Source organism: Burkholderia sp. LMU1-1-1.1 (genome assembly GCF_040675865.1).
Classification (GTDB): Bacteria; Pseudomonadota; Gammaproteobacteria; order Burkholderiales; family Burkholderiaceae_D; genus Rugamonas.
The window spans coordinates 416,224-438,969 of record NZ_JBEGHG010000045.1; the positions used below are offsets into that span (position 1 = coordinate 416,224).

At 66.8% G+C, this 22,746-nt stretch carries 19 protein-coding genes; 15 read left to right on the forward strand and 4 right to left on the reverse strand.

Translation table 11 applies throughout. The annotated features are described in order from the left end of the window. The first annotated feature begins 48 nt into the window (after positions 1 to 48). Complete coding sequence (locus MRBLMU1_RS25255) at positions 49 to 1,404, forward strand: GGDEF domain-containing protein (RefSeq protein ID WP_363507487.1); 1,356 nt, start codon at positions 49 to 51, stop codon at positions 1,402 to 1,404. Between the two features lie 30 nt (positions 1,405 to 1,434). On the opposite strand, the gene MRBLMU1_RS25260 is transcribed toward MRBLMU1_RS25255, so the two are convergent. Further along, complete coding sequence (locus MRBLMU1_RS25260; RefSeq protein WP_363507490.1) at positions 1,435 to 2,334, reverse strand: LysR family transcriptional regulator; 900 nt, start codon at positions 2,332 to 2,334, stop codon at positions 1,435 to 1,437. A gap of 127 nt (positions 2,335 to 2,461) precedes the next feature. Between MRBLMU1_RS25260 and MRBLMU1_RS25265 the strand changes: the two genes are divergently transcribed. From MRBLMU1_RS25265 to MRBLMU1_RS25290, 6 genes are all read left to right on the forward strand, one after another. Then, positions 2,462 to 3,676: a serine hydrolase domain-containing protein gene (locus MRBLMU1_RS25265; RefSeq protein WP_363507493.1), complete on the forward strand. Its 1,215-nt coding sequence runs from the start codon at positions 2,462 to 2,464 to the stop codon at positions 3,674 to 3,676. Between the two features lie 10 nt (positions 3,677 to 3,686). Next, complete coding sequence (locus MRBLMU1_RS25270; RefSeq protein WP_363507496.1) at positions 3,687 to 4,895, forward strand: MFS transporter; 1,209 nt, start codon at positions 3,687 to 3,689, stop codon at positions 4,893 to 4,895. Positions 4,896 to 4,974: 79 nt separating this feature from the next. Next, positions 4,975 to 5,796 carry a hypothetical protein gene (locus MRBLMU1_RS25275; protein ID WP_363507499.1) on the forward strand — a complete coding sequence of 274 codons (822 nt, stop codon included), beginning with the start codon at positions 4,975 to 4,977 and terminating at the stop codon, positions 5,794 to 5,796. A 99-nt stretch (positions 5,797 to 5,895) separates the two neighbouring features. Next, positions 5,896 to 8,097, forward strand: coding sequence for a TonB-dependent receptor (locus MRBLMU1_RS25280; RefSeq protein ID WP_363507500.1), 2,202 nt, complete (start codon positions 5,896 to 5,898; stop codon positions 8,095 to 8,097). Continuing rightward, complete coding sequence (locus MRBLMU1_RS25285; protein WP_363507503.1) at positions 8,081 to 9,574, forward strand: hypothetical protein; 1,494 nt, start codon at positions 8,081 to 8,083, stop codon at positions 9,572 to 9,574. Before MRBLMU1_RS25280 ends, MRBLMU1_RS25285 begins: the two co-directional genes overlap by 17 nt. An 87-nt stretch (positions 9,575 to 9,661) precedes the next feature. Next, a complete protein-coding gene (locus tag MRBLMU1_RS25290) occupies positions 9,662 to 11,401 on the forward strand; it encodes a cation:proton antiporter (protein ID WP_363507505.1) in 1,740 nt (579 codons plus the stop codon). Position 11,402: 1 nt separating this feature from the next. Here MRBLMU1_RS25290 and MRBLMU1_RS25295 read toward each other — a convergent pair whose 3' ends face one another. From MRBLMU1_RS25295 to MRBLMU1_RS25305, 3 genes are read right to left on the reverse strand one after another with little or no spacing between them, the layout of a single operon-like run. Beyond that, positions 11,403 to 14,261, reverse strand: a complete 2,859-nt coding sequence (locus MRBLMU1_RS25295) for a bifunctional diguanylate cyclase/phosphodiesterase (protein WP_363507508.1) — start codon at positions 14,259 to 14,261, stop codon at positions 11,403 to 11,405. Positions 14,262 to 14,319: 58 nt separating this feature from the next. Beyond that, positions 14,320 to 15,498 (reverse strand): sensor histidine kinase, encoded by a 1,179-nt coding sequence (locus tag MRBLMU1_RS25300; RefSeq protein ID WP_363507511.1) that lies wholly within the window; start codon positions 15,496 to 15,498, stop codon positions 14,320 to 14,322. Between the two features lie 2 nt (positions 15,499 to 15,500). Continuing rightward, complete coding sequence (locus MRBLMU1_RS25305; protein ID WP_363507514.1) at positions 15,501 to 15,884, reverse strand: response regulator; 384 nt, start codon at positions 15,882 to 15,884, stop codon at positions 15,501 to 15,503. A 257-nt stretch (positions 15,885 to 16,141) separates the two neighbouring features. Between MRBLMU1_RS25305 and MRBLMU1_RS25310 the strand changes: the two genes are divergently transcribed. The 8 genes from MRBLMU1_RS25310 to MRBLMU1_RS25345 all read left to right on the forward strand — a co-directional run bounded on the left by MRBLMU1_RS25310 (position 16,142) and on the right by MRBLMU1_RS25345 (position 22,594). Continuing rightward, complete coding sequence (locus tag MRBLMU1_RS25310) at positions 16,142 to 17,440, forward strand: MFS transporter (protein ID WP_363507517.1); 1,299 nt, start codon at positions 16,142 to 16,144, stop codon at positions 17,438 to 17,440. 68 nt (positions 17,441 to 17,508) lie between these two features. Continuing rightward, positions 17,509 to 17,730: a ParD-like family protein gene (locus tag MRBLMU1_RS25315; RefSeq protein WP_315222905.1), complete on the forward strand. Its 222-nt coding sequence runs from the start codon at positions 17,509 to 17,511 to the stop codon at positions 17,728 to 17,730. Beyond that, positions 17,727 to 18,494 (forward strand): type I methionyl aminopeptidase, encoded by a 768-nt coding sequence (gene map, locus MRBLMU1_RS25320; RefSeq protein ID WP_363507521.1) that lies wholly within the window; start codon positions 17,727 to 17,729, stop codon positions 18,492 to 18,494. Before MRBLMU1_RS25315 ends, map begins: the two co-directional genes overlap by 4 nt. Before the next feature lie 77 nt (positions 18,495 to 18,571). Further along, positions 18,572 to 19,090 (forward strand): nucleotidyltransferase family protein, encoded by a 519-nt coding sequence (locus MRBLMU1_RS25325; RefSeq protein WP_363507524.1) that lies wholly within the window; start codon positions 18,572 to 18,574, stop codon positions 19,088 to 19,090. An 18-nt stretch (positions 19,091 to 19,108) separates the two neighbouring features. After that, complete coding sequence (locus MRBLMU1_RS25330; protein WP_363507527.1) at positions 19,109 to 19,717, forward strand: class I SAM-dependent methyltransferase; 609 nt, start codon at positions 19,109 to 19,111, stop codon at positions 19,715 to 19,717. Between the two features lie 216 nt (positions 19,718 to 19,933). Next, positions 19,934 to 20,950 carry a diacylglycerol/lipid kinase family protein gene (locus MRBLMU1_RS25335; RefSeq protein ID WP_363507530.1) on the forward strand — a complete coding sequence of 339 codons (1,017 nt, stop codon included), beginning with the start codon at positions 19,934 to 19,936 and terminating at the stop codon, positions 20,948 to 20,950. 155 nt (positions 20,951 to 21,105) lie between these two features. Continuing rightward, positions 21,106 to 21,966, forward strand: coding sequence for an alpha/beta hydrolase family protein (locus MRBLMU1_RS25340; protein ID WP_363507532.1), 861 nt, complete (start codon positions 21,106 to 21,108; stop codon positions 21,964 to 21,966). A 34-nt stretch (positions 21,967 to 22,000) separates the two neighbouring features. Continuing rightward, positions 22,001 to 22,594 (forward strand): hypothetical protein, encoded by a 594-nt coding sequence (locus MRBLMU1_RS25345; protein ID WP_363507535.1) that lies wholly within the window; start codon positions 22,001 to 22,003, stop codon positions 22,592 to 22,594. Positions 22,595 to 22,746 lie beyond the last annotated feature (152 nt).

Here is a 22,746-nt window from a genome sequence, read left to right on the forward strand (position 1 = left end):
GATCGTCTATCGGGCGGACATCGCGCGGCTTACGGACGCGCCGGCCTGATGCGTGGCAACGACGCCCACACCCCTCCCTTCATGCGCTATGTGACGGGCTTTCTGATGGCCGCCACCGTCGGCTTGCTCGTCTGGCATCACTACGGCATGGAACGGGTCATCGAAATATCCGATAGAAAAAACACCGCGCTGCAAATCATGGACGACCGCATCAGCGGCGGCGACAGCGTCGCCACGCTCGAGCGCGAGAACGGCGTGTTGCGCCTGCGCTGCCGGCTGACGCGCAAGATCGATTGGTCCAACTGCAAATACATGTTCCTCATCAGCCAGACCGGCAAGGGCATGGACCTGTCGGAGTTCGACTCCCTCAGCGTCGATGTGCGCTACACCGGCCCGGGCCGCCACGCGCTGCGCGTGATGCTGATGAATTTCGAGCCGCGCGTGTCGACCCTGGCCGACTGGATGTCGCAAAAGATCAACGAACTGGAGTTCCTGGTGCCCGACCGTGGCGTCGCCGACATTCCGCTGAACGTGTTCCACACGGCCACCTGGTGGCTCGACTACAAGCAAGTGCCGCTGAAGGAGTCCGGCGTGCGCATCGACAACGTCACGCGGGTCGAGCTGCTGACGGGCGCGGCCAGCGAGGCCGGCGAACACGTCATCGAATTGCGCTCGCTGCGCTTCCACGGAAAATGGATCGGCCAGGACCGCCTGTACATGCTGTTGATGGGCGCGTGGATATTGTGCGCGGTCGGCTGGCCGCTGATGGCGTCGCTGCAGCTGCGCCGCCAGCTGCGCCACAGCAGCAAGCGGTTGACGCTGTTGAGCGAGGTCAACCGGGCTTTGCAGCTGGAGGCGCGCGAGCTGGTCGAACAGGTCAACACCGATCCGCTGACCGGCGCGCTGAACCGCCAGGGCCTGCGCGCCGCGCTGATGAGCACGCCCGCCATCCTGGCCGCGCCGATGTCGGTGGTGTTCACCGACATCGACCATTTCAAGCACATCAACGACCAGCACGGCCACGACGTCGGCGACGCCGTGCTGCGCCAGTTCTCCGCCGAAATCACGGCGGGGATACGCTCAAGCGACAAGCTGGTGCGGTGGGGCGGCGAGGAGTTCCTGATCATCTGCTCGGGCACCAGCGCCGAACAGGCGCGCGTGCTGGCGGAGAAATTGCGCACCGGCTTGAAAAACGCCTCGTGGTCGACCGGATCCGGCATCACCGCGTCGTTCGGCGTCGCCGAGCTCACGCCGAACGACGACATCGGCGACGCCATCAAGCGCGCCGACGCGGCCCTGTACGCGGCCAAGGACGGCGGCCGCGACCGGGTCATGGTCGACACCACGCCGGACGGCACGGCGCCGGAAGACAAGCACCGCAAGTCCCTGACCACGCCGCGCTAGCGGCGGCCAGCCGCGCCGCCGGCCGGCCGCTCAATCGTGGCGATGCGGCGCGAACACGCGCGCCGCGAGAAAGTCGATGAAGGCGCGCAGCTTGGGCAATGGGTGGCGGCTGGCCGGCCACAATATGCGGAACGTGCCGCCCGCGTCGACATACTCGTCGAGCACGCTAACGAGCTTGCCGCTGGCCAAAGGCTCGCGCACGGCGAAGTCGGGAAGATAGGCGATGCCCAGTCCCTGCAGCGCGAAACACAGACGGGTTTCGATGTTATTGCAGATCATCGCCGTCGGCAGCGCGATCTCCGGCGCATCGTCGGCGCGCCGCAGCGCCCACTGCTCGATTTTTCCCGAACTCGGATAGCGGTAGTGCAGGCAAGCATGCGAGGCCAGGTCCGCCGGCCGCAGCGGCACGCCGCGCCGGGCGAAATAGGCCGGCGATCCGACCAGCAGGCGGCGGAAGTCGCCCAGGGTCCGCGCCGACAGGCGCGAATCCTTCGGTTCGCCGACCCGCACGACGGCGTCGAAGCCTTCCTCGATCACGTCGACCTGGCGGTCGGTGAAATCGAGGTCGAGCTCGACGTTTGGATACTCGCGCATGAAGTCGGCCAGCACCGGCAGCACCAGGGCCGACACCAGCGGCAGGCTCACCCGCAGCTTGCCGCGCGGCGCCTCGGCCGCGCTGACCAGCTCCTGCTCGGCCGCCTCGATTTCGGCCAAGATGCGCTTGCTCCGCTCCAGGAACATCATGCCCTCGGCGGTGAGGGTGACGCTGCGGGTGCTGCGGTGGAACAGCCGGGCCCCGAGCTTGTCCTCCAGCCGGCTGATGCTTTTGCCGACGGCCGATGCGGAAATCCCCAGCAAGCGCCCGGCGCCGACGAAGCTGCGCGTCTCCGCCACCTGCACAAACAGCACGAAACGACCCAGGCTTTTCAATCCCCTTGCTCCGGTCTATGGTTTGATTGAGGACATTTGTGTCCGCACAAACAGGAACTCTACCCCAATTTTTCTTTCGCCGCCGGCTTCCTATGATGGGCTTTTCCCCTCTTCACAGGAACCCGACATGCATGCAAGTCCGATTCATTCCAGTTCTGGCCGCTTCCCGGCCGATACCTTGCCTTCACTGGTGGACGCCGCCATCGATGACGCGCTCGCGCAACAGCGCCTGGTCGGCGCCATGGTGCTGGTGGCCCGCCACGGCGAAATCATCCACCGGCGCGCGGCGGGATGGGCCGACCGCGAGGCCGCCATCCCGGTCCGCGACAACACCGTTTTCCGTCTCGCGTCGGTGTCCAAGCCTATCGTCTCGGCCGCCGCGATGGTCCTCGCGGACCGGGGCAAGCTGCCGCTGGACGCCCCGGTCCGGCGCTGGCTGCCCGCCTTCGCGCCCCGCCTCGCCGATGGCGGCATTGCCGACATTACTGTCCGCCATTTGCTGACCCACACCGCCGGCCTCGGCTATCGCTTCCTGGAGAGCGACGAGAGCGGACCCTACGCGCTGGCCGGCGTCTCCGACGGCATGGACGACGCCGGCATCAGCCTGGACGAGAACCTGCGCCGCCTGGCAAGCGCGCCGCTGTTGTACCGGCCCGGCAGCGCCTGGGGCTACTCGCTCGCGATCGATGTGCTCGGCGGCGTGATCGAACAGGTGTGCGGCATGGCACTGGACGAGGCGGTGGGGACGCTGGTCACGGGCCCGCTCGGCATGCGCGACACCGGCTTCACGGCGGCCGATCCGTCCCGCCTCGCGGTCGCGTATGTCAACGATGCGGCCAACAGCGGCGCCGCCCCGCGCCGTCTCGCCGAAGGGGATGTCGTCTCGCCGTTCGACGGCGCCGTCGGCATCCGCTACTCGCCCCGGCGCGCGCTCGACCCCGGCGCCTTCCCCTCGGGCGGGGCCGGCATGGTCGGCTCCGCCGAAGACCTGCTGCGCCTGCTCGAAGCCTTGCGCCGTGGCGGCGCCCCCATCCTCTCCCGCCGGAGCGCCGCCGCCATGGGCGCGAACCATACCGGCGCGCTGGAGCTGCCCAACGCGCCGGGCTTCGGCTTCGGGCTCGGCTTTTCGGTGCTGGTCGATCCGGCCAAGGCGGCGTCGCCCGAATCGCCCGGGACCTGGCGTTGGGGCGGCGCCTACGGACACTCGTGGTTCGTCGACCCCGCGCGCGAACTGAGCGTCGTCGCCTTCACCAACGCCATGTACGAAGGCATGTCCGGCAAGTTCGTCGGCGATCTGCGCGACGCCGTGTACCAAGGCCTCGCGAACCAACCGCATCGCTGATCGGAACATCATGCCACCACGCCCGGAACTACTTTCCACATCGTGCGCGCCCGACCAAGCACTGGATGCGCGCCTGCCCTGGCTGTCGCTGCTCGCCCTGGCGGCGGCCGGCTTCGTGACGATACTCACCGAAGCGTTGCCGGCCGGCCTGCTGTCGCTGATCGGCGGCGAGCTAGGCGTAGCCGAATCGCTGGCCGGCCAGCTTGTGACCGTGTACGCGGCGGGCTCGCTGCTTGCCGCGATTCCACTCACGGCCGCCACCCAGGGCATGCGGCGCCGGCCTTTGCTGATCGCCGCCATCGCCGGCTTCGCGCTCGCCAACACGGTCACGACGCTGTCCCATAGCTACGCGTTGACGCTGGTGGCCCGGTTTCTGGCGGGCGTGTCGGCGGGCCTGCTGTGGGCGCTGCTGGCCGGCTACGCGGGACGCATGGTGCCCGCGCACCTGAAGGGGCGGGCGATCGCCATCGCCATGGTGGGCACGCCGCTGGCGCTGTCGCTCGGGGTGCCGGCCGGAACCTATCTCGGGACCGTCATAGGCTGGCGCGCCTGCTTCGGCATCATGAGCGTGCTCGCGCTGGTCCTGGTGGCCTGGGTGCGCCTGATCGTCCCCGATTTTCCCGGGCAGGAGCGGGGCGGCCGGCAGCCGCTCGGCAAGGTGCTCATGATGCGCGGCGTGCGGCCGGTGCTGTTTGTCGTGCTGGCCTTCGTACTCGCGCATAACATTCTCTACACCTACATCGCGCCGTTTCTCGCCAGCGTGGGCATGGCGGACCGGATCGACGTGATACTGCTGGTCTTCGGCGTGACTTCGCTCATCGGCATCTGGGTCGTCGGCGTCATGATCGACCGCCACCTGCGGGCATTGACGATCGCCGGCACGGTACTGTTCGGCGTCGCCGCGGCCGCGCTGGGCATCGCCGGTGAAACGAACGGCGCCGCCATCGTCCACGGCGCCGTGGCGGTGTGGGGACTGGCTTTCGGCGGCGCCGCGACCCTGTTCCAGACCGCCCTGGCCGAGGCGGTTGGAGAGGCGGCCGACGTCGCGCAGTCGATGCTGGTGACGGCTTGGAACATCGCCATCGCCGGAGGCGGCCTCGCCGGCGGATTGCTGTTGGAGACGCTCGGGGCGGGGGCCTTGCCGCCCGCGCTGCTGGCGCTGCTGGTTCCGACCTTGTTCGTGCTGTGGACAGGCGCGGAGAAACGGCAGGCCGCTTAATTCTTATTGCAACACAGTTGCGTTTACTGCCGTATGTCCCTAGAATGCCTGCAACGCATTCAATTGCAAATGGAGGACTATGGAAACCGCCCTGCTGCCGATCCCGGGTTTATCGCTCATGTTCATGCTGGGGTTGCGGCATGGTTTCGATCCCGACCATATCGCCATCATCGACAGCATGGCCTATCGCGCCCTGGCCGAGCGGCCGCGCCTGGCGCCCTGGACCGGCACCTTGTTCGCGCTGGGCCACGGCCTGGCGGTGACGGCCATCGCCGTGGCGCTGGGCGCGTTCTCCAGCGGCATCGAGCTGCCGGCCTTGCTGCGGACCATCCTGGACTGGCTGCCGACCGTGTTGCTGATCCTGGTCGGCACGCTCAACCTGCGCGACTTGCTGCGACAGCAGGTGTACCGGCCCAGGGGCTGGAAAACCTTCTTCATGCCGCGCCGGCTGCGTAACAGCTCGCACCCGATGACGATCTTCGGCACCGGCGTGCTGTTCGCGCTGGTGTTCGACACCGCCACGCAGGCGGCCGCGTGGGGCTACGCCGCGACCGCCAACGCCGGCAGCGCCACCGCCCTGGCCGCCGGCCTGGCCTTCACGGCCGGCATGGTCGTCACCGACAGCGCCGACGGCCGCCTGATGGTGCGGCTGCTGCGCGGCGCCTCCGACCAGGCGGCCGCGACCGCCGCCGCGCACCGGCGCAGGATAGGCTGGACCGTGGTGCTGATGTCGTACGGGATGGCCTTGTACCAGATCGCGGCCACGCTGCGTCCCGATATCGAACTCGACGAGCTCGCCTACACCGTCGTCGGCTGCGCCCTGTTCGCCGGCCTGCTGATCGCTTGCGGCCTACTGGTGCGCAAACGCGCGGCCGTCGCCTGCGCACCGAACGGGAAATAGCTCCCCGCGTCACCCGCCCGTCCCTGCTGTACACTTCCGCCGCGCGGCCAGCTGTTGCCCGGCTAAACTCGAACAATAATTCACCACCAAGTACAACGCATGAAATCACATGAAGTATGGCTGGCGCGGCTGGCCCTGACCTCGATCGCGGCCTTGTCGGCCACTTTGCCGGCGCACGCCGCCGATGACCACGCCGACGCGCCGGCCGATTCCCCGGCAAGCGCCGCTCGCGGGATCACCCGCGTGGTGGTCGGCGGCACAGCGGGCTCCGACACGCTCGACAAGGCCGCGTCCACCGCCAGCCGGCTCGGCCTGACCGCGCGCGAAACCCCGGCCACCATCGACACCGTCGGCGCCGAGACCATGGAGCTGCGCGGCTACCAGAACGTCGAGCAGGCCGTCGACAGCATACCGGGCGTCAGCTCGGGCGGCGCCCCCGGCAGCCCGTCGCAGTTTTCGATGCGCGGCTTCACCGGCGGCCAGGTGACGATACTGCGCGACGGCATCTATCTGGGACCGTCGGACATGACGTACCGCTCGCAGAACGCCTTCAATCTCGCCGGTGTCGACGTGCTCAAGGGGCCGGGCTCGGTGCTGTACGGCCAGGGCGCCATCGCCGGCACCGTCAACGTGATCTCCAAAAAGCCCACGCTGCGCGGCGACACGCTCGACGTCGCCGCCTCGTACGGCCGCTTCGACCGCAACCAGGCCGGCGTCGGCGGCAACGTGGTGCTGGGCGAGGGCCTGGCCTTGCGCGCGGACCTGAGCCGCACCGCCGCCAGCGGCTACGTCCACGGCGCCGGTTCGGACTCGGTCAACGGCACCGTTGCGCTGCTGTGGAAGCCGAACCCGCGCTTCGACCTTGCGCTGAGCCTCGACTACCTGACCGACCATCCATCCAGCTACTTCGGCACGCCGCTGGTGCCGGCCGCCTTCGCCACATCGCCGCTGAACGGCGTGGTGGGCACGGCCGACGGCGCCACCTTGGACAGCCGCATGCGCTACGTCAACTACAACGTCGGCGACGCCCGGATCTCATCGACCCAATACCTGCCGCGCGCCAGCCTGCACTGGAAGGCCGGCGACGACGTCACCCTGAGCAACGACACCTATTATTTCTACGCCGACCGCAAATGGGAAAACGCCGAAACCTACGCCTTCAATCCGGCGACCGCGCGCGTCGACCGCGACCGCTTTTTCGTCTTCCATGACCAACACCTGTTCGGCAACCGGTTCAGCGCCGGCGTGACGGCGCCGCTGGCCGGGCTGGCCAACCGCTTCGTCGTCGGCGTCGACTACAGCAAGCTCGATTTCGTGCGCGTGCGCGGCTTTCCCGATGGCGACAGCGTCGATCCGTTCGCGCCGGCGGCCGGCACGTTCGGGCCGCTGGCGGGACGCCGCAGCCCGACGCGCTGGACCAACGTCGCGCTGTTCGTCGAGGATGCGCTCGACCTCACGGCCAAGCTGAAGCTGGTCAGCGGCGCGCGCCTGGAAAGCTTCGACCTGGAACGTGAAAACTATGGCCCCGACGGCGCCTTCCAGGCGTCCACCAGCTTCGAGCGCAAGTTCAAGCCGAAGAACTGGCGCCTCGGCATGGTCTACCAGGGGCCGAACGGCTTGACGCCCTACCTCCAGTACAGCACCGGCCAGGACCCGGTCGGCGCCAACATCCTGCTGGTGAACGCCGGGCAGAATTTCGACCTGAGCAAATCGCGCCAGGTGGAGGTGGGCCTGAAAAGCGATCTGGGCCACAATGGCGCGCTGACCCTGGCGTACTACGACATCCAACGCAAAAACCTGCTGACGCAAACCTCGGCCGACGTGGTCGACGCGGCCGGCATGCAAAAGTCGCGCGGGGTGGAAGCGGCGCTCGACATCCGGCCGCTGCCGGCGTGGAAGGTGAACGCCAACCTGGCCTACACCGACGCCAGCTACCGCAATTTCATCGACACCAGCAACGGCGTCGACGCCAGCGGCAACCGTCCGGCCAATGTGCCGAAATGGACCGCCAACCTGTGGAACAGCTACAGCGGCTTCGGCGGCGTGCCGCTGGAGGTGGGCGCCGGCGTGCGCCACGTGGGCGAACGCTTCGGCAACACCGCCAATACCCTGGCGCTGAAAAGCTATACGCTGGTGGACCTGTTCGCGACCTATAAAATCAACCGTCACGTCAGCCTGAGCGGACGCCTCAACAACGTCACCAAACAGGTGTACGCGCAATGGGCCGACGTCAACTATCCAACACAGGTCCAGCTCGGGGCGCCGCTCAGCTATGAAATCGGTCTTGTCGGCCACTTCTAGCAAGGCGCCGCTGCTGCGAAGGCCGGCGCGCCAGCTGTCGCGTCTGCACCGCTGGCTGGGCACCGGCTTTTGCCTGCTGTTCGCGCTGTGGTTCGGCACCGGCTTCGTCATGATGTATGTGCCGTTTCCCTCGCTCGGCGAAGGCGAGCGCGTCGCCGCCTCGGCGCCGGTGGCGCTGGCCGCCGTGAAGGTCGCGCCGGCCACGGCGGCGCGGGGCCTGCCGGGGTTGTCGGTATCGCGGCTGCGCCTGGTCGACGTGCTGGGGCGGCCGCGCTATCTGGCCACCCTGGACGATGGCCGCGTGCTCGGCGTCGACGCCGACGATGGCGGCACGCCGGCGCCGCTGGACGCCGCCGACGCCAAACGGCTGGCGGAGCGCTTCGCCGGCCATCCCGCGCAAGCGGTCGGCGGCCCGTTCGACTACGACCAGTGGGTGGTGCACCATCGCTTCGACGCCGCCCGGCCATTCTACAAAATCGCACTGGGCGACGCCGCCGGCACGGAATTGTACGTGTCGGCGGGCCTCGGGCAAGTGCTGCAACGGACCACGCGCTTCGAGCGCGGCTGGAACTGGGTCGGCGCGGTGGTGCACTGGATGTATCCGACGGTGCTGCGCAAGAATTCATGGGCGTGGGACCAAACGGTATGGTGGCTGGCGCTGGGTGGCATCGTCGTGGCCGCCGCGGGCTATGGCGTCGGCTTGGTGCGTTTGCTCAACCAGCGGCGCGCGGGCCGGGCCGGCATCTCGGCGTTTCGCGGCTGGCTGCGCTGGCACCATGTGCTGGGACTAACCGGCGGCCTGTTCGCGCTGACATGGGTGTTCAGCGGCTGGCTGTCGATGGACCACGGACGCCTGTTTTCGCTGGATCAGGCCAACGCCGACCGCGCGGCCCGGTTTCGCGGCGCCGGTCTGGCCACCGCCATGGCGGATTTGACGCCGGAGACGCTGCGGACGATGGGCACGGCGCGCGAGATCGAATTCCTGGCCGTCGGCGGGCGGCCCTTTGTCGTACAACGCGGCGCGGCCGGTGCCGCCTACCGCCTGATACCGCTTGCAGCCGGCAAGCCACAGCCGCCGCTGAACCAGCTGCCCGACGGCTTGCTGATGCAAGCGGTGGCGGCGGCATGGGCGCCGATGCCGGTCCGGGATATCGCCGCCATCGCCGCCGACGACGCCTACGGCCATACCCACTCCGATGCGCTGCCCGCCAGCGCGCGGCGGGTGCGCCTGGACGACGCCGCGTCGACCTGGGTGCACGTCGATACCAGATCCGGCCAGATCCTTTCGCAGATGGACGACAGCCGCCGGCTCTACCGCTGGCTGTTCAACGGTTTGCACAGCTTCGACTTTCCCTTCCTGCGCGGCAGCAGGCCGCTGCGGCAGGCGCTGATGCTGACGGCCCTGGCGGCCGGTCTAGCGCTGAGCGTGAGCGCGCTGGTATTGGCTGCGCGGCGCCTTGGCAGATCGCGCCGATGAGAAATCATTGCGCTTGATATTCGTCCCTTGTGCCAACGGAGCCCAGCCTCTACACTCGGAATAATCCCACAGCCGCCCCGGCCCCGCATGTCCGCCTACCATCTTCGTGAAGCGCTGCTCTTCCTGGCCTTGGCCGGCATCCTGGTGCCGGTCTTGCAGCGGCTGCGCGTCAATCAAATGCTGGGGTTCCTGGCGGTCGGGATCTTGTTCGGTCCCCACGGCGTCAGCGACTGGGGCGGCGGGGCGCCGTGGCTGGCGCTGGTGACGTTCCAGGACGTCGAACAAATCAAGTCGCTGGCGGAGCTGGGCATCGTGTTCCTGATGTTCATGATCGGGCTGGAGCTGTCGCCGACGCGTCTGTGGTCCTTGCGGCGCGACGTGTTCGGCACCGGCATGGCCCAGGTCGGCATCACCGCCTGCGTGATCGGCTTGTTCGCCTACGCGTTCGGCAACCCGCCCGCCGCCGCCATGGCGGTCGGGCTGACCCTGGCCATGTCCAGCACGGCCGTGGCGATGGAGTTGATGAGCAAGCAGCACGCGCTGAAGACCGCGCTGGGCCAGAAGTGCTTCGCGATCCTGATGCTGCAGGACCTGGCCGTGGTGCCGGCGCTGATCCTGGTCGAGGGGCTGGCCGGCAACGGCGGCCAGGCGCTGGGATGGTCGCTGCTGATCGCCGTCGCCAAGGCGGCCGCCACCATCACCTTGCTGTATGTCGCGGGAAGGCGGATCGCCAAGCCGCTGCTGTCCTCGGCCGCCGTCCAGCGCCAGCCGGACGTGTTCGTCGCGCTGATCCTGCTGATGGTGCTTGGCATCGCCGCGTTGACGGCGGCCAGCGGCCTGTCGCTGGCGCTGGGCGCCTTGTTGGCGGGCCTGCTGCTGGCCGACACCGAGTTCCAGTACGAGGTCGAGATCATCGTCGAGCCGTTCAAAGGCTTGCTGATGGGGCTGTTTTTCATGGCGGTGGGGATGGAGGTCGACCTGCGGCTGGTGGCCGAGTTCCCGCTGCTGTTGCCGGCCTCGGTGCTGGGACTGCTGGTCATCAAGGCGGGGGTGGTGGCGCTGTTGCTGGGCCGGCTGGGCTGGGCCACGGCCTTGCAGGGCGGCCTGCTGCTGGGCCAAGGCGGCGAGTTCGCCTTCATCATCCTCGCCTACGCGGTCAGCACGCGGCTGTTGACGCCCGAGGCCAGTCAATTCCTGCTGCTGGTGGTCAGCCTGAGCATGTTGATCGCGCCCGGCGCCGCCGCCATCGGCGCGGCCCTGGCCCGGCGCGACCGCGCCGGGCGCGAGGCGGCGGCATCGGACAGCCAGGAGCAGCCCGCCGCCGATCTGAGCGGGCACGTCATCATCGGCGGCTTCGGCCGGGTGGGGCGGTTGATCGCCGATGTGCTCGACAAGCAGGGGATCAAATACATCGCGGTGGAACGCGACCGCCGCCTGGTCGACGACGCCAGAAGCAAGCGCCACGACGACCGCGTGTTCTCCGGCGACGCCTCGCTGCCGGAGCTGTTGCGGCGGCTGGGCGTCAACGAGGCCGCCTGCGTGGTGCTGACCATGGACGATCCCCATGCGGCCCTGCACGCGGTGGGCGCGTTGCGGCGGCACTATCCGGCCCTGTGCCTGCTGGCGCGGGCGCGCGACGAAAAGCACGCGCGGGCGCTGAAGCAGGCCGGCGCCACCGAGGTGGTGTCGGAAGCGGTCGAGTCGGGATTGCAGCTTGCCAGTTTCGCGCTGGGCGCGGCCGGCATGACGATGGCGGCGGCCGGCTTCCACATCGGCCAGGAGCGCGCCGATCTGCTGGCCCGGATCGACGATCGGCCGGCGCCCTGAGCTAGGTCGGCAGGCGCCGGTCCTGCAGCAGCAGTTGCTCGAACGCGTCGCTGCCGAGCGGACGGCTGTAGTGATAGCCCTGCATCATGTCGCACCCCTCGTCCCGCAGGAAATCGAGTTGCGCCGTGTTTTCGACGCCCTCGGCGATCACCTCCAGCCGCAGGCTGTGCGCCAGGGTGACGATGGCCCGCACGATGGCCTCGTCATCGGCGTCGATGCTCAGTTCGCGCACGAAAGACTGGTCGATCTTGAGCACGTCGATGGGAAAGCGCCGCAGATACGACAAGCTCGAGTACCCGGTGCCGAAATCGTCGATAGAGATCTGCACGCCGAGCGCCTTCAAATTGCGCAGCACCTCGATCGCGTACTCGACATCGTGCATGACCGTGCCCTCGGTCAGCTCCAGCTCCAGCAACGACGGGATCATCCCCGTCTCGTGCAGCAGGTCGGCGATCGATTGCACCAGCGTTTTCTGCGTGAACTGGCGCGGCGACAGGTTGACGGCCACGCGCAGCCCGGTCCAGCCGGCCTTATGCCATGCCATCGTCTGCAGGCAGGCGGTGCGCAGCACCCAGGCGCCGATCGGCACGATCAGCCCCATGTCCTCGGCCAGGCCGATGAAACGGGCCGGCGCGATCATGCCCTGGGTCGGATGGTTCCAGCGCAGCAGCGCCTCCATGCCGATGATCTTGCCGCTCTTCAAACAGAGCTGGGGCTGGTAATGCAGCACGAACTCGTCGCGCTCGAGCGCGCGGCGCAGGTCGGTTTCAATCTTGAGCCGGTCCAGCGTGCGCTCGTTCATCTCCGCCGTGTAGAACTGGAAGGCGTTGCGGCCCAGCTCCTTGGCGCGGTACATGGCGATGTCGGCGAAACGGGACAGGCCGTCGGCGCTGTCGGCGTCGGTCGGATAGGTGGCCACGCCCACGCTGCAGGTGACGACGAACTCGTGCCCCTCGATCATGATGGGCTGCGCGACCGCTTCCATGAGGCGCGTCAGGACGGCGACGCCGGTGCCATCCTCGGGATTTTCGGGCAGCACCAGCATGAACTCGTCGCCGCCGACGCGCGCCACCGTGTCGGTTTCCCGCAGGCAGGCCGACAGCCGGTCGGCCACGATCTTCAGCAGCGTGTCGCCGGCCTCGTGCCCCAGGGTGTCGTTGACGAATTTAAAGCGGTCCAGATCCAGGAAGGCGACCCAGAACGCGCCGTTCCTGCGCCGGGCGCCGGCGATGGCGTCGTTCAGGCGGTCGCGCAGCAAATTGCGGTTGGCCAGCCCGGTCAGGCTGTCGTGGGTGGCCTGGTATTCGATCTCGGCCTCGTAACCCATCGCCGCCGAGATGTCGTACTGGGCGACGACGAAGTGGCTGACGGCGCCGTGCTGGTCCTGCACCGGCGCGACGAACAGGTCGCTCCAGTAGCCGCTGCCGTCCTTGCGGTGGTTGCGCACCAGCGCGTGGCCCTCGCTCTGCTCGCGCAGCGCGGTCTGGATTTGCTCGATATTGCCCTGGTATTGGCCGCCGCCGTGCAGGAAATCGAGCCGCTGCCCCAGCACCTCCTGCGCGCTGAAGCCGGTGAGGCGTTCGAACGCCGGATTGACATATTCGATCGGGTGCTCCGGCGCCTGCGCGCCGCACAGGATGATGGCGTTGGCCGACACCTCGATCACGCGCTCGCGCAGCCGCAACCCCTGCTCGGTCTGGACGCGCTGGGCGAGGTCCTCGGCCAGGCGCAGGTTGGCGAACTCCAGTGTGGAGGTGCGCGCGCGCGTGGCCCGCTCGACCATGGCAAGGCGCGTCACCAGCGCGTAGATATAGGCGGTCGCCAGCAAGGTCGACAGCAGGCCGCCCAGCAGCGCGTATTGTGATCCGTTGTGGCCGTCGGCGAAGAAGGTTTCGGTCTGGCTCACCTCCACCCGCAGCGTCTGGCCGGCCAGCGCGAACGACGACACCACCGGCGCCGGACGATCGTAGAACAACCACGATGAGAGCCAGTGCGGGCCGTTCGGCGATGCCGCCACCGCGCCGCCGACGTCGCCGTGGCTGGCGATCAGCCGCGGCGGGCCGCCCGGGGCGGCGGAGAACAGGCGGATGCCGACGCCTTCGAGCGCAGCGAAGCCGCGCGCCTCGAGCACCGGATCGAACAGGCGGTCGACGCGCAGCTCGGCGACGAGCTCGCCGACGACCGCGCGCTCGCGCCCGACGGCGGTGTCGAGCGGCGCGCCGCGCCAAAACACCGGCGCCAGCACGCGGAAGCCCTCGTGCCGTCCGCTGGCGAACAACAGCGGCAGCACGGCGGTGGCGGCGCTGCCGCCGCGCCCGCGCGACACCCGGCGGGCGTCGGCCAGCTCGGCCATCGGCGCCGTGTCCAGTCCCACGTGGTCCTCGTTGCCGAACAGCGGCTCCAGGTAGTCGACCACCAGGTAGCTGTCGCGGATGCCGGCGCGGCGCACGCGGCCGTCGACCAGTTCGGTCAGTGTGAAACCGGGGAAGCGGCCGCGCATGGCGGCCTCGTAGCCGGCGCGCTCGCGGTGCTGGATCAGGCGCTGGAAGCCAAGCGCCTGGATTTGCGGCGAGCGCTCGCGCAGCGGCAGGCTCAATTGGTGGAATTGCTCGCGGCTGAGCACCCCGAACGTGGCGTACAGTTGCCGCAGCGCGTCGACCTGGTCGACGGCATCACGCACCCCGCCGGCCACGGCGTTGATGCGCAGCTTGGCGTTCTGCTGGAATTGCACGGTTTGCCGGGCCGCCTCGACCCGCCGCACGCTGACGAACAGCAGCGCGGTCAGCGCCAGGCCGACGGACAACGTGATCAGGGCGGACAGCGACACGGAAATGCGTACGCGCGTGATGAGCTTTTGCATTGCGGCTCCTCGTCGCGGTCGGCCGGCTCGGCGGGGTCCGCGGGAATGGTGAAAGAAACTAATTACTTAAAGCTAATTGCTTGAGGCTGTCGCCACTGCGGCGGTGCGGTGTTTGCCGTGGCAAGCGGACGGTGAAGGTGACGCCGTCGTCGGCATTGGAGGTGACCGCGATCTTGCCGTCGTGCGCGCTGACGATTTCTTTAACGACATACAGGCCCAAGCCCAGGTTCTGCATGCGCGCGCCCACCCGTTCGCTGGCCGGCCGGATGGCGAACCGTTTGATCGGGTCGAACAAGGTGCGCAGCTTGGCCGGGGACAAGACGTCCGCCTCGTTGCGCACCTCGTACACCACCTCATTGACCAAGCCGGTGAGGGCGACGCGGATGACGCTGCCGGACGTGCTGTGCTGGATCGCGTTCGAGAGCAGGTTCGAGAACGCCTGCCCCATGCGCTGGCCGTCCCATGCGCCGACGAGGTCGCCTTCCGCCTTGAACTCGAACTGGCGGTCGGGATGGAAGATCCGGGCCTCGTCCATCGTGTGGATGCAAATCTCCAGCAGGTCGACCGTGCGCGGATCGATCGGGATGCCGTCGCCCAGGTGGGTGGTGGAGAAATCGAGCAGGTCGCGCACGATGGCGTCCATCCGCTTCGAGCTGTTCAGGATGCGCAATCCCACCTTGAGCGCCTTGGACGGCAGCGTCTGATCCATGAGCAGCACCTGGGCGCCCATGCTGACCGCGCCCAGCGGCGTGCGCACGTCGTGCCCGAGGATGGCCAGGAACAGGTTCTGGGCTTCGCGCAGCATGCGCGAATACCGCGCCATGGACTCGGTCTGGGCCTGGTCGATCGCCTCGTTAAACCGTATCACGTCGCCCAGGCTGTCCGGCGTCGTGCGCCCGGCGTCGCGGGCCCACAGGCGCAGCACGCTGGAGCGCAGCGCCCGGTACTCGGCCATCACCTGCTCGCCGGAAAACCCGGCCGCGACGCGCTCCTCGGCGTGGGTTTCGGCGGGCGTGTTGACGCCGGTGGCGAGGGCCAGTCCCTTGGACTTGGCGATGCTTTCATGCTCGGCCTGCGGCGTCTCCAGATCGGCCGCGATGACGCGCAGCACCTCGGCCGCATGGTCGCGCAGTTCGCCCCTGGTGGCGTCCTCGAGCGGCGCCAGCGACGCCGCGAACTCTTCCCACTCTTTTAATATCGGCTCAAGATTGGACAGGATAAACGTGGCTAATTTCATTCTCAACCCGGCACCAGCGTCAACCGGGGACTTGCCTCGCCCGGCAACAGCTTCTTGACTTCCGACAGCAACGACTCGGCCAGGAAGGGTTTGCAGAGAAAGCCGTCGTAGCTGTCGCCGTGCGCGACTTGATTACGCAGCGAACCGCTCATGAGCAGAATCGGCAGCATGCCGCGCGTGTAAAACGTGCGCAGTTGCTCGCTGAGCTCCACGCCGGTACGGCCCGGCATGATGCAGTCCGAGATCAACAGATCCGGTTTGTGCCGCATGATCTTCGCCAGCGCCTCCTCGGCGTCGTGCGCCACCTCGACCTCGTAGCCGGAGCTTTCCAGCACCATCAGGCAGGCCTCCGCCAAATCCATGTCGTCTTCGACCACTAAAATCATCACTATCTCCGGTGTTCCGCCTTTGGCACCGAAGAGCTGCTATCGGCAGGGGGAAAAGCTGCCCCCTTGCACAGTGTTAATTATTTCCATATGGAACTCAGTACGGTACCGTACATAGCCCAAACCGGCTTTTTTCGCGGACCCAGGCCCCGGGCCAAGGCTGGCCCAGGGCGCGGTCGACTATACTCGTGGCTTTTCAGGGGGCGGACAGCTCCCGCCGCGAATGTTTCGCGCCAACCGCACAGCCGCCTTCCGCAATGATCAAAATCTCCGGTAACGAAACCCCTCCCGGCATTCGCCGCAGCCAAACCCTGGCGCTGGCGCTGCTGGTCGTTTGCGGCGTCATCAACTACCTCGACCGCGCCACGCTGGCCGTCGCCAACGAATACATCCGCGCCGACCTCGGCCTCTCGCTCGGCCAGATGGGCTTGCTGTTGTCGGCGTTCTCGTGGAGTTACGCGCTGTGCCAGCTGCCGGTGGGCGCGCTGGTCGACAAGATCGGGCCGCGCTGGCTGCTCGGCATCGGCCTGGTGGTGTGGTCGCTGGCGCAGGCGGCCGGCGGGCTGGCCGCGACCTTCGGCTGGTTCGTACTCGCCCGCATCGCGCTGGGCATCGGCGAGGCGCCGCAGTTCCCGGCGGCGGCGCGCGTGGTGAGCAACTGGTTCCCGGCGCGCTCGCGCGGCACGCCGACCGGCATCTACAATTCGGCCTCGCCGCTGGGCGTCGCGCTCGCGCCGCTGTTGCTCGCGCCGCTGATCGCCGCCACCAGCTGGCACTGGGCCTTCTTCGTCACCGGCGCCATGGGCCTTGTGGCGGCGGCAGTGTGGGTGGCGCTGTACCGCGATCCGGTGCCGGCGCAACTGAGCGCCGGCGAGCGCGCCTATCTGGAGGCCGGCGCGGCGGCCGGCGGGTCGGGCACGGCGACCAAGGCCAGCTTCGCCGCCTGGTGCGCGCTGTTCCGCCACCGCACGACATGGGGCATGATGCTCGGCTTCTTCGGCTCGGTCTACCTCAACTGGGTGTACCTGACCTGGCTGCCGGGCTACCTGCGCACCGAGCGGCACATGGATTTGGCGGGCGCCGGCCTGGCGTCGTCGATTCCATTCATCTGCGGCTTCGCCGGCGCCTTGATCGCCGGCTGGGCCTCCGACCGCGTCGCCAGCCGGGCCACTTCACCGGTGTCCGGGCGCCGCAACGCGGTGGTGGTCGCCACCCTGGGCATGGTGGTGTTCACGGTGCCGGCCGCGCTGGTCGACAGCAACGTCGTGGCCGTCGCCTGCATCTCGATCGTCATCTTCCTCGCCAACGCCTCGTCGGCCTGCGCCTGGTCGCTCGCCACCGTGGCGGCGCCGCCCAGCCGCATCGCCTCGCTCGGCGCGCTGCAGAACTTCGGCGGCTTCCTCGGCGGCGCGCTGGCGCCGGTGCTGACCGGCTACATCGCGCAGACCTGGTCCTTCGTGCCGGCGCTGCTGACCGGCGCCGGCATCGCCTTCGTCGGCGCCATGTCGTATCACTTCCTGGTGGTGCGGCCTATCCCGGAGGATGACAAAGGCTGAGAAAGCCGCTTGCGCCGGACCATACGATGAATATACAATCCATATACACTTCGTATATAGGACCACTCATGGGCATCGTAAACATCGACGACAATCTGCACGACCAGATCCGCAAGGCCAGCGGCGTGGGCTGCCGCTCGATCAACGCGCAGGCGGCGTTCTGGATCAAGATCGGCATGTTGTGCGAAATGAATCCTACGCTCAGTTTCAACGAGATCGTCGCCGGGGAGTTGCGGGCGGCGGGAGTCGGCGTCGACGTCGACACCGGGTTCCGGAGCGCGCTCGGATGACCAAGCGACCGGAGGAAATCGCGCTGATGGCGGAATCGGGCAAGCTGCTGGCCAGCGTGTTCGGCCACCTGGACCAGTTCAGCCTGATCGGCATGTCCACCATGCAGGTCAACGACATGGTCGACAGCTTCATCGTCAATGAACTGCGCGCGCGTCCGGCCAGCAAGGGGCAGTATGGATTCGCCTATTCGCTCAACGCCTCCCGCAACAACGTGGTGTGCCACGGCGTGCCGTCCACCACCGATATCCTGCGGGACGGCGATATCGTCAATTTTGACATCACGTTGGAAAAGAACGGCTTCATCGCCGATTCCAGCAAAACCTATCTCGTCGGCGAAGTCTCGCCGCTGGCCAGGCGGCTGGTGGAAGTGACCTACGAGGCGATGTGGAAGGGCATCAAGGCCGTGCGCCCGGGCGCCAGGCTGGGCGATGTCGGCCACGCCATCGAGCGCCACGCGCGGCGCAACGGCTACTCGGTCGTCCGCGAATATTGCGGGCACGGCATAGGCCGGGAAATGCACGAGCCGCCGCAGGTGCTGCATTGGGGTAAGCCGCAAACGGGACTGGTGCTACAGGAAGGCATGGTCTTCACTATCGAGCCGATGCTCAACCAGGGCCGCCGCGCCGTGCACACCGAGGATGACGGTTGGACCGTCGTGACGACGGACGGCAAGCTGTCCGCGCAGTTCGAGCATACGGTGGCGGTGACGCGCAACGGCGTGCAGGTGCTGACGCTGCGTCCCGAGGAACGGACGTTGAACTGAGGGCCGATATGGACATTACGCACGGAAATGAATTGGAGGAGCGCCTATGTCGTATCGCTCGATCTTCCGCATGGTTCATGCCGGCATTGAAAGCGGTGCGGGAGTTGGAACTCCCGTCATGGTGCATCGGCGCGGGCGCGGTGCGCAATCTGGTGTGGGACGCCCTGCACGACCATTCGACGCCGTCGCGGCTGGCCGACGTGGACGTCGCTTATTTTGACGCATCCGACCTGGCGGCGGGAACGGAAGCGGACCTGCAGCGTCGTCTTCACGAAGCGATGCCGGAGATTCCCTGGGAAGTCACCAACCAGGCGGCGGTGCATCGATGGTTCGAAGGGTATTTCGGGCATGCGGTCGAGCCGCTGGCGTCACTCCCGGACGCGGTCGCCTCGTGGCCGGAATACGCCACTTCCGTCGGGCTATGCCTGAATCGGGATGATTCCATCGAAGTGATCGCGCCACACGGTTTGGACGATCTTTTCAACTGCGTGGTGCGCCGCAACCCGACGCGGGTTAGCATGGAGACTTATCGCCTGCGCGTCGCACAGAAGAACTATGCGTTGCGCTGGCCACACGTAACGGTCGTACACAGCTAGCATTAATAAGGAGTTTTTATGAATCCCGCCGCCGGAGCTATAGTCGATCTTTACGAACGCCACGCCGCCACATGGGTGAAGGCCCGTTTGCATGAGCACGAACTATACGAGCGTGCATGGCTGGACCGTTTCACCCAGGACATCCCCGAGGGCGGCTCCTTACTGGATCTCGGCTGCGGCGCCGGCGAGCCGATCGCCAAGTATTTGAGCGAACGCGGCTACGCGGTGACCGGTGTCGATTCCTCCGCCGCGATGGTGGCCATGTTCGAGGCGCGCCTCCCCAATCAGAAAGCCCTGGTGGCGGACATGCGCACCTTACGCCTTGACGGGCGCTTTCACGGCATCCTTGCCTGGAACAGTTTTTTCCATCTGAATCACGAGGATCAACGACGCATGTTCGCGGTCTTCCGGACGCATGCCGCACCGCGCGCCATGCTGATGTTCACCAGCGGCCCGTCGCATGGCGAAGCCATCGGAAACCTCGAGGGCGAACCGCTATACCACGCCAGCCTCGATGCAGGAGAGTACCGAGAACTGCTTGAGAAGGAAGGTTTTGCCCTCGTCGCCAATGTCGCCGACGACCAAACCTGTCGCGGCCACACGGTTTGGCTCGCCCAACGGCGATAGTTCGCGCGCTCGGGGTCACGGATGGAGGCAGTCTGACATTCGTGCACGCGCTCATCCGTCGTACTGGTCCGATGGTCATTGGCCCGGTTCTACGATGATACAGGCGCTGGTTGATTGTTGATTTCCGTGGGCTACCGAGCATATGCAAAGTTGATGTCAAGGATACAATGTCTTGCCGCACCGCGCCGGTGATGATCGACCAACCGACCTTGCCCAATGCCAGCTACCGCCACCTCGCCCGACGCCCGTTTTTTCATCGCCCTCAATGCCGGCTCCGGCCATTCCGAGACGGAGGAACGGCGCACGACCATTGAATCGGTGCTGCGCGCCGCAGGTCGGCAGTTTGAGTTAACCATCGTCGATCGACCGGACACGATCGACGAGATCGCAGGCCAGCTTGCCAGGCAAGCGGCTGACGCCGGCGGCGTGCTGGTGGCGGCCGGCGGCGACGGCACCATCAACGCGGTGGCGCGCCAGGCGATCGCGCACGGCTGCGCGTTCGGCGTGCTGCCGCAGGGCACCTTCAACTATTTCGGCCGCACCCACGGCATCCCGGAAGACCTGAGCGCGGCGGTGCACGCGCTGCTCGCCGCGCGCCTGCATCCGGTGCAGGTGGGCATGGTCAACGACCGCGTGTTCCTGGTCAACGCCAGCATCGGCCTGTATCCGAGGCTGCTGGAGGAACGCGAACTGGACAAGAAGCAGTTCGGCCGCAGCCGGCTGGTGGCGGCGCTGTCGGCGCTGAAAACCGTCTTGAGTCCGCATCGCCGTCTGCGCCTGGTGCTGCAAATCGACGGCCAGCTGCAGCGGCTGCGCACCGCCACATTCTTCGTTGGGAACAATCGCCTGCAAATGGAGCAGATCGGCATTCCGCCGATGAGCGCCGCGCTGGAGGATGGCCGGCTGGCGGCGGTGGCGCCCCGCACCAAAGGCAAACTGGGGATGTTGTGGTTGCTGCTGCACGGCGCGCTGGGTCGGATGGGGCGGCTGGATCAGGCCGACGAACTGACCACCTTCAGTTTCAAGCAGATGCAGGTGAAAGTGAAGGGCCGCAGGTTGGCGCGACGCCGCCAAGTCAAGGTGGCCATGGATGGCGAAGTGAGCTATATGGACAATCCGCTGGAGTTTCGGGTGATGGAGGAGCAGTTGTTGCTGTTGAAGCCGGATGCGACATGGGCGCACGATGTCGAGGCGCCCCAGGACGAGTCGCCTGCGCTAGTCAATATCCGGTAGCGGCAAATCGACAAAATAGTATCGTTTTGCTTTCAGTCCGCTGTATGATTTACCTGGTTTCCAGCACTTGCCACCCAACCGTAAAGATGCGAAGCCTGATACCAACGTCGTGGACGACTTCATCGTGTCCCACTTGCCAGGAAAGAACTGCACGTATGCATATCAGCAAGGTCCGCCTCAGCCTCTGCTTCGCCGTGGCATTGCTGGGTTGCCAGGCCGGCAAAAGCCAGGCTGTTGACGTTCCATCGGAAACGGTGACCTATACCGAAGCCGGCTCACCTATAGTGTTAAAAGGCCTGATCTATAAGCCACCGGGCGACGGGCCGTTCCCTGCGGTGCTCTACAATCACGGTAGCGCACCAGGCATGACGAACACCCAGGCGTTCGATTTGCTTGGTCCGGTGTTTGCCGCCCACGGCTGGGTATTGTTTGCGCCCTATCGGCGGGGGCAGGGCCTGAGTGCCGAGGCCGGCCCCTACATCCTTGATGAAATCGCCGCTGCCCGCAAACGGGGCGGGCAGCAAGCCGCGAGCGAGACCCTGGTCAGGCTGCTGACGACCGATCATCTGTCGGATCAGACGGCTGCGTTTGACTGGCTTGTTCAACAGCCCTTTGTGCAGACATCCAGAATCGCCACCATGGGAAACTCGTTTGGCGGCATCGAAGCCTTGCTTGGGGCCCGGCGTCTCGGCTATTGCGCGGCGGTCGATGCCTCGGGCGGGGCCGAAAGTTGGGCACAGTCGCCTGAACTGCGCGACGCCATGACAAAGGCGGTCCGCCAAATCCCGATCCCCGTGCTATTTTTCCAGGCCAAAAACGACTACGATGTAGCGCCGAGCGTTACTCTCCACAAAGAGATGGTCGAGGCTGGCAAGGCGGCGGAGATCAACCTCTATCCGGCGTATGGCTCATCGGACCGTGACGGGCACAGTTTCGCCTATCGTGGCATATCGGTATGGCAAGCTGACGCCTTCCGGTTCCTCGATACCTATTGTGGGACAGCCAGGGCGCGCTAACGACGGCTCCGGCGCGGATTAACAACGGGAGGCAATGATGGGCCGTGAAGCGATAACACAGGTGAAAATCGGCGGTGAGTCGGGCGAAGTGCGGGCCCTTCTCGAAAGCACGGAATTGATCTTGCGCGGTGACATCCGCAGGCGCTTTCCCCGAGAAATGTTGACCGACGTTCATGTCGACGGGGAGGCGCTTTGCTTCAATGCCCACGGCGAGTCCGTGTGGCTGCATCTGGGGGCCACCGTGGCAACTGCCTGGGTGAAGGCCATCGCTACGCCGCCCCCCAGCCTGAAGGCGAAGCTCGGCCTGGCCAAGGGGGCCCGCGTCTTGTGCGTCGGCGTCCTTGACGATCCGTTTCTCGAACAGGCGGCGACAGGCAGCCAGACCGAAGTTATCGGCGAAGCCGACATGATCATCGCCCGGATTGATCGCGCCTCCGATCTTCAGGCTGCGCTGGCGGTCCATGCCGCCCGGCCTTCACTACCGCTATGGGCGGTTTATCCCAAAGGGGCCGGCGTACCGTTTGGCGACCGTCACATCCGCGACACTCTTCGGGCGGCTGGATTTATCGATTCAAAGTCCTGCGCGGTTTCGGATCGCCTGACCGCGACACGCTATGGTCGGCCTTGACATCTGAACGGCTTTCCCCGCCGGCTCAGCGATGCTGTGCTTGCCCTTTCCCTTGTTCTGGCAGTCGGCGACGGGCCCCTTGAGCGAAAAACTGCTGACGAACTTGATCTTGCCGGTGTTGATGAAACCCCGGGTGTTTTCCATGCGGAGGC

What these genes read in the sequence shown, in the direction of transcription:
- MRBLMU1_RS25255 (WP_363507487.1), top strand. Translation starts at nt 49, where the DNA reads ATGCGTGGCAACGACGCCCACACCCCTCCCTTCATGCGCTATGTGACG.
- MRBLMU1_RS25265 (WP_363507493.1), top strand. Translation starts at nt 2,462, where the DNA reads ATGCATGCAAGTCCGATTCATTCCAGTTCTGGCCGCTTCCCGGCCGAT.
- MRBLMU1_RS25270 (WP_363507496.1), top strand. Translation starts at nt 3,687, where the DNA reads ATGCCACCACGCCCGGAACTACTTTCCACATCGTGCGCGCCCGACCAA.
- MRBLMU1_RS25275 (WP_363507499.1), top strand. Translation starts at nt 4,975, where the DNA reads ATGGAAACCGCCCTGCTGCCGATCCCGGGTTTATCGCTCATGTTCATG.
- MRBLMU1_RS25280 (WP_363507500.1), top strand. Translation starts at nt 5,896, where the DNA reads ATGAAATCACATGAAGTATGGCTGGCGCGGCTGGCCCTGACCTCGATC.
- MRBLMU1_RS25290 (WP_363507505.1), top strand. Translation starts at nt 9,662, where the DNA reads ATGTCCGCCTACCATCTTCGTGAAGCGCTGCTCTTCCTGGCCTTGGCC.
- MRBLMU1_RS25295 (WP_363507508.1), bottom strand. Translation starts at nt 14,261, where the DNA reads ATGCAAAAGCTCATCACGCGCGTACGCATTTCCGTGTCGCTGTCCGCC.
- MRBLMU1_RS25300 (WP_363507511.1), bottom strand. Translation starts at nt 15,498, where the DNA reads ATGAAATTAGCCACGTTTATCCTGTCCAATCTTGAGCCGATATTAAAA.
- MRBLMU1_RS25305 (WP_363507514.1), bottom strand. Translation starts at nt 15,884, where the DNA reads ATGATTTTAGTGGTCGAAGACGACATGGATTTGGCGGAGGCCTGCCTG.
- MRBLMU1_RS25310 (WP_363507517.1), top strand. Translation starts at nt 16,142, where the DNA reads ATGATCAAAATCTCCGGTAACGAAACCCCTCCCGGCATTCGCCGCAGC.
- MRBLMU1_RS25315 (WP_315222905.1), top strand. Translation starts at nt 17,509, where the DNA reads ATGGGCATCGTAAACATCGACGACAATCTGCACGACCAGATCCGCAAG.
- map (WP_363507521.1), top strand. Translation starts at nt 17,727, where the DNA reads ATGACCAAGCGACCGGAGGAAATCGCGCTGATGGCGGAATCGGGCAAG.
- MRBLMU1_RS25325 (WP_363507524.1), top strand. Translation starts at nt 18,572, where the DNA reads ATGCCGGCATTGAAAGCGGTGCGGGAGTTGGAACTCCCGTCATGGTGC.
- MRBLMU1_RS25330 (WP_363507527.1), top strand. Translation starts at nt 19,109, where the DNA reads ATGAATCCCGCCGCCGGAGCTATAGTCGATCTTTACGAACGCCACGCC.
- MRBLMU1_RS25335 (WP_363507530.1), top strand. Translation starts at nt 19,934, where the DNA reads ATGCCAGCTACCGCCACCTCGCCCGACGCCCGTTTTTTCATCGCCCTC.
- MRBLMU1_RS25340 (WP_363507532.1), top strand. Translation starts at nt 21,106, where the DNA reads ATGCATATCAGCAAGGTCCGCCTCAGCCTCTGCTTCGCCGTGGCATTG.
- MRBLMU1_RS25345 (WP_363507535.1), top strand. Translation starts at nt 22,001, where the DNA reads ATGATGGGCCGTGAAGCGATAACACAGGTGAAAATCGGCGGTGAGTCG.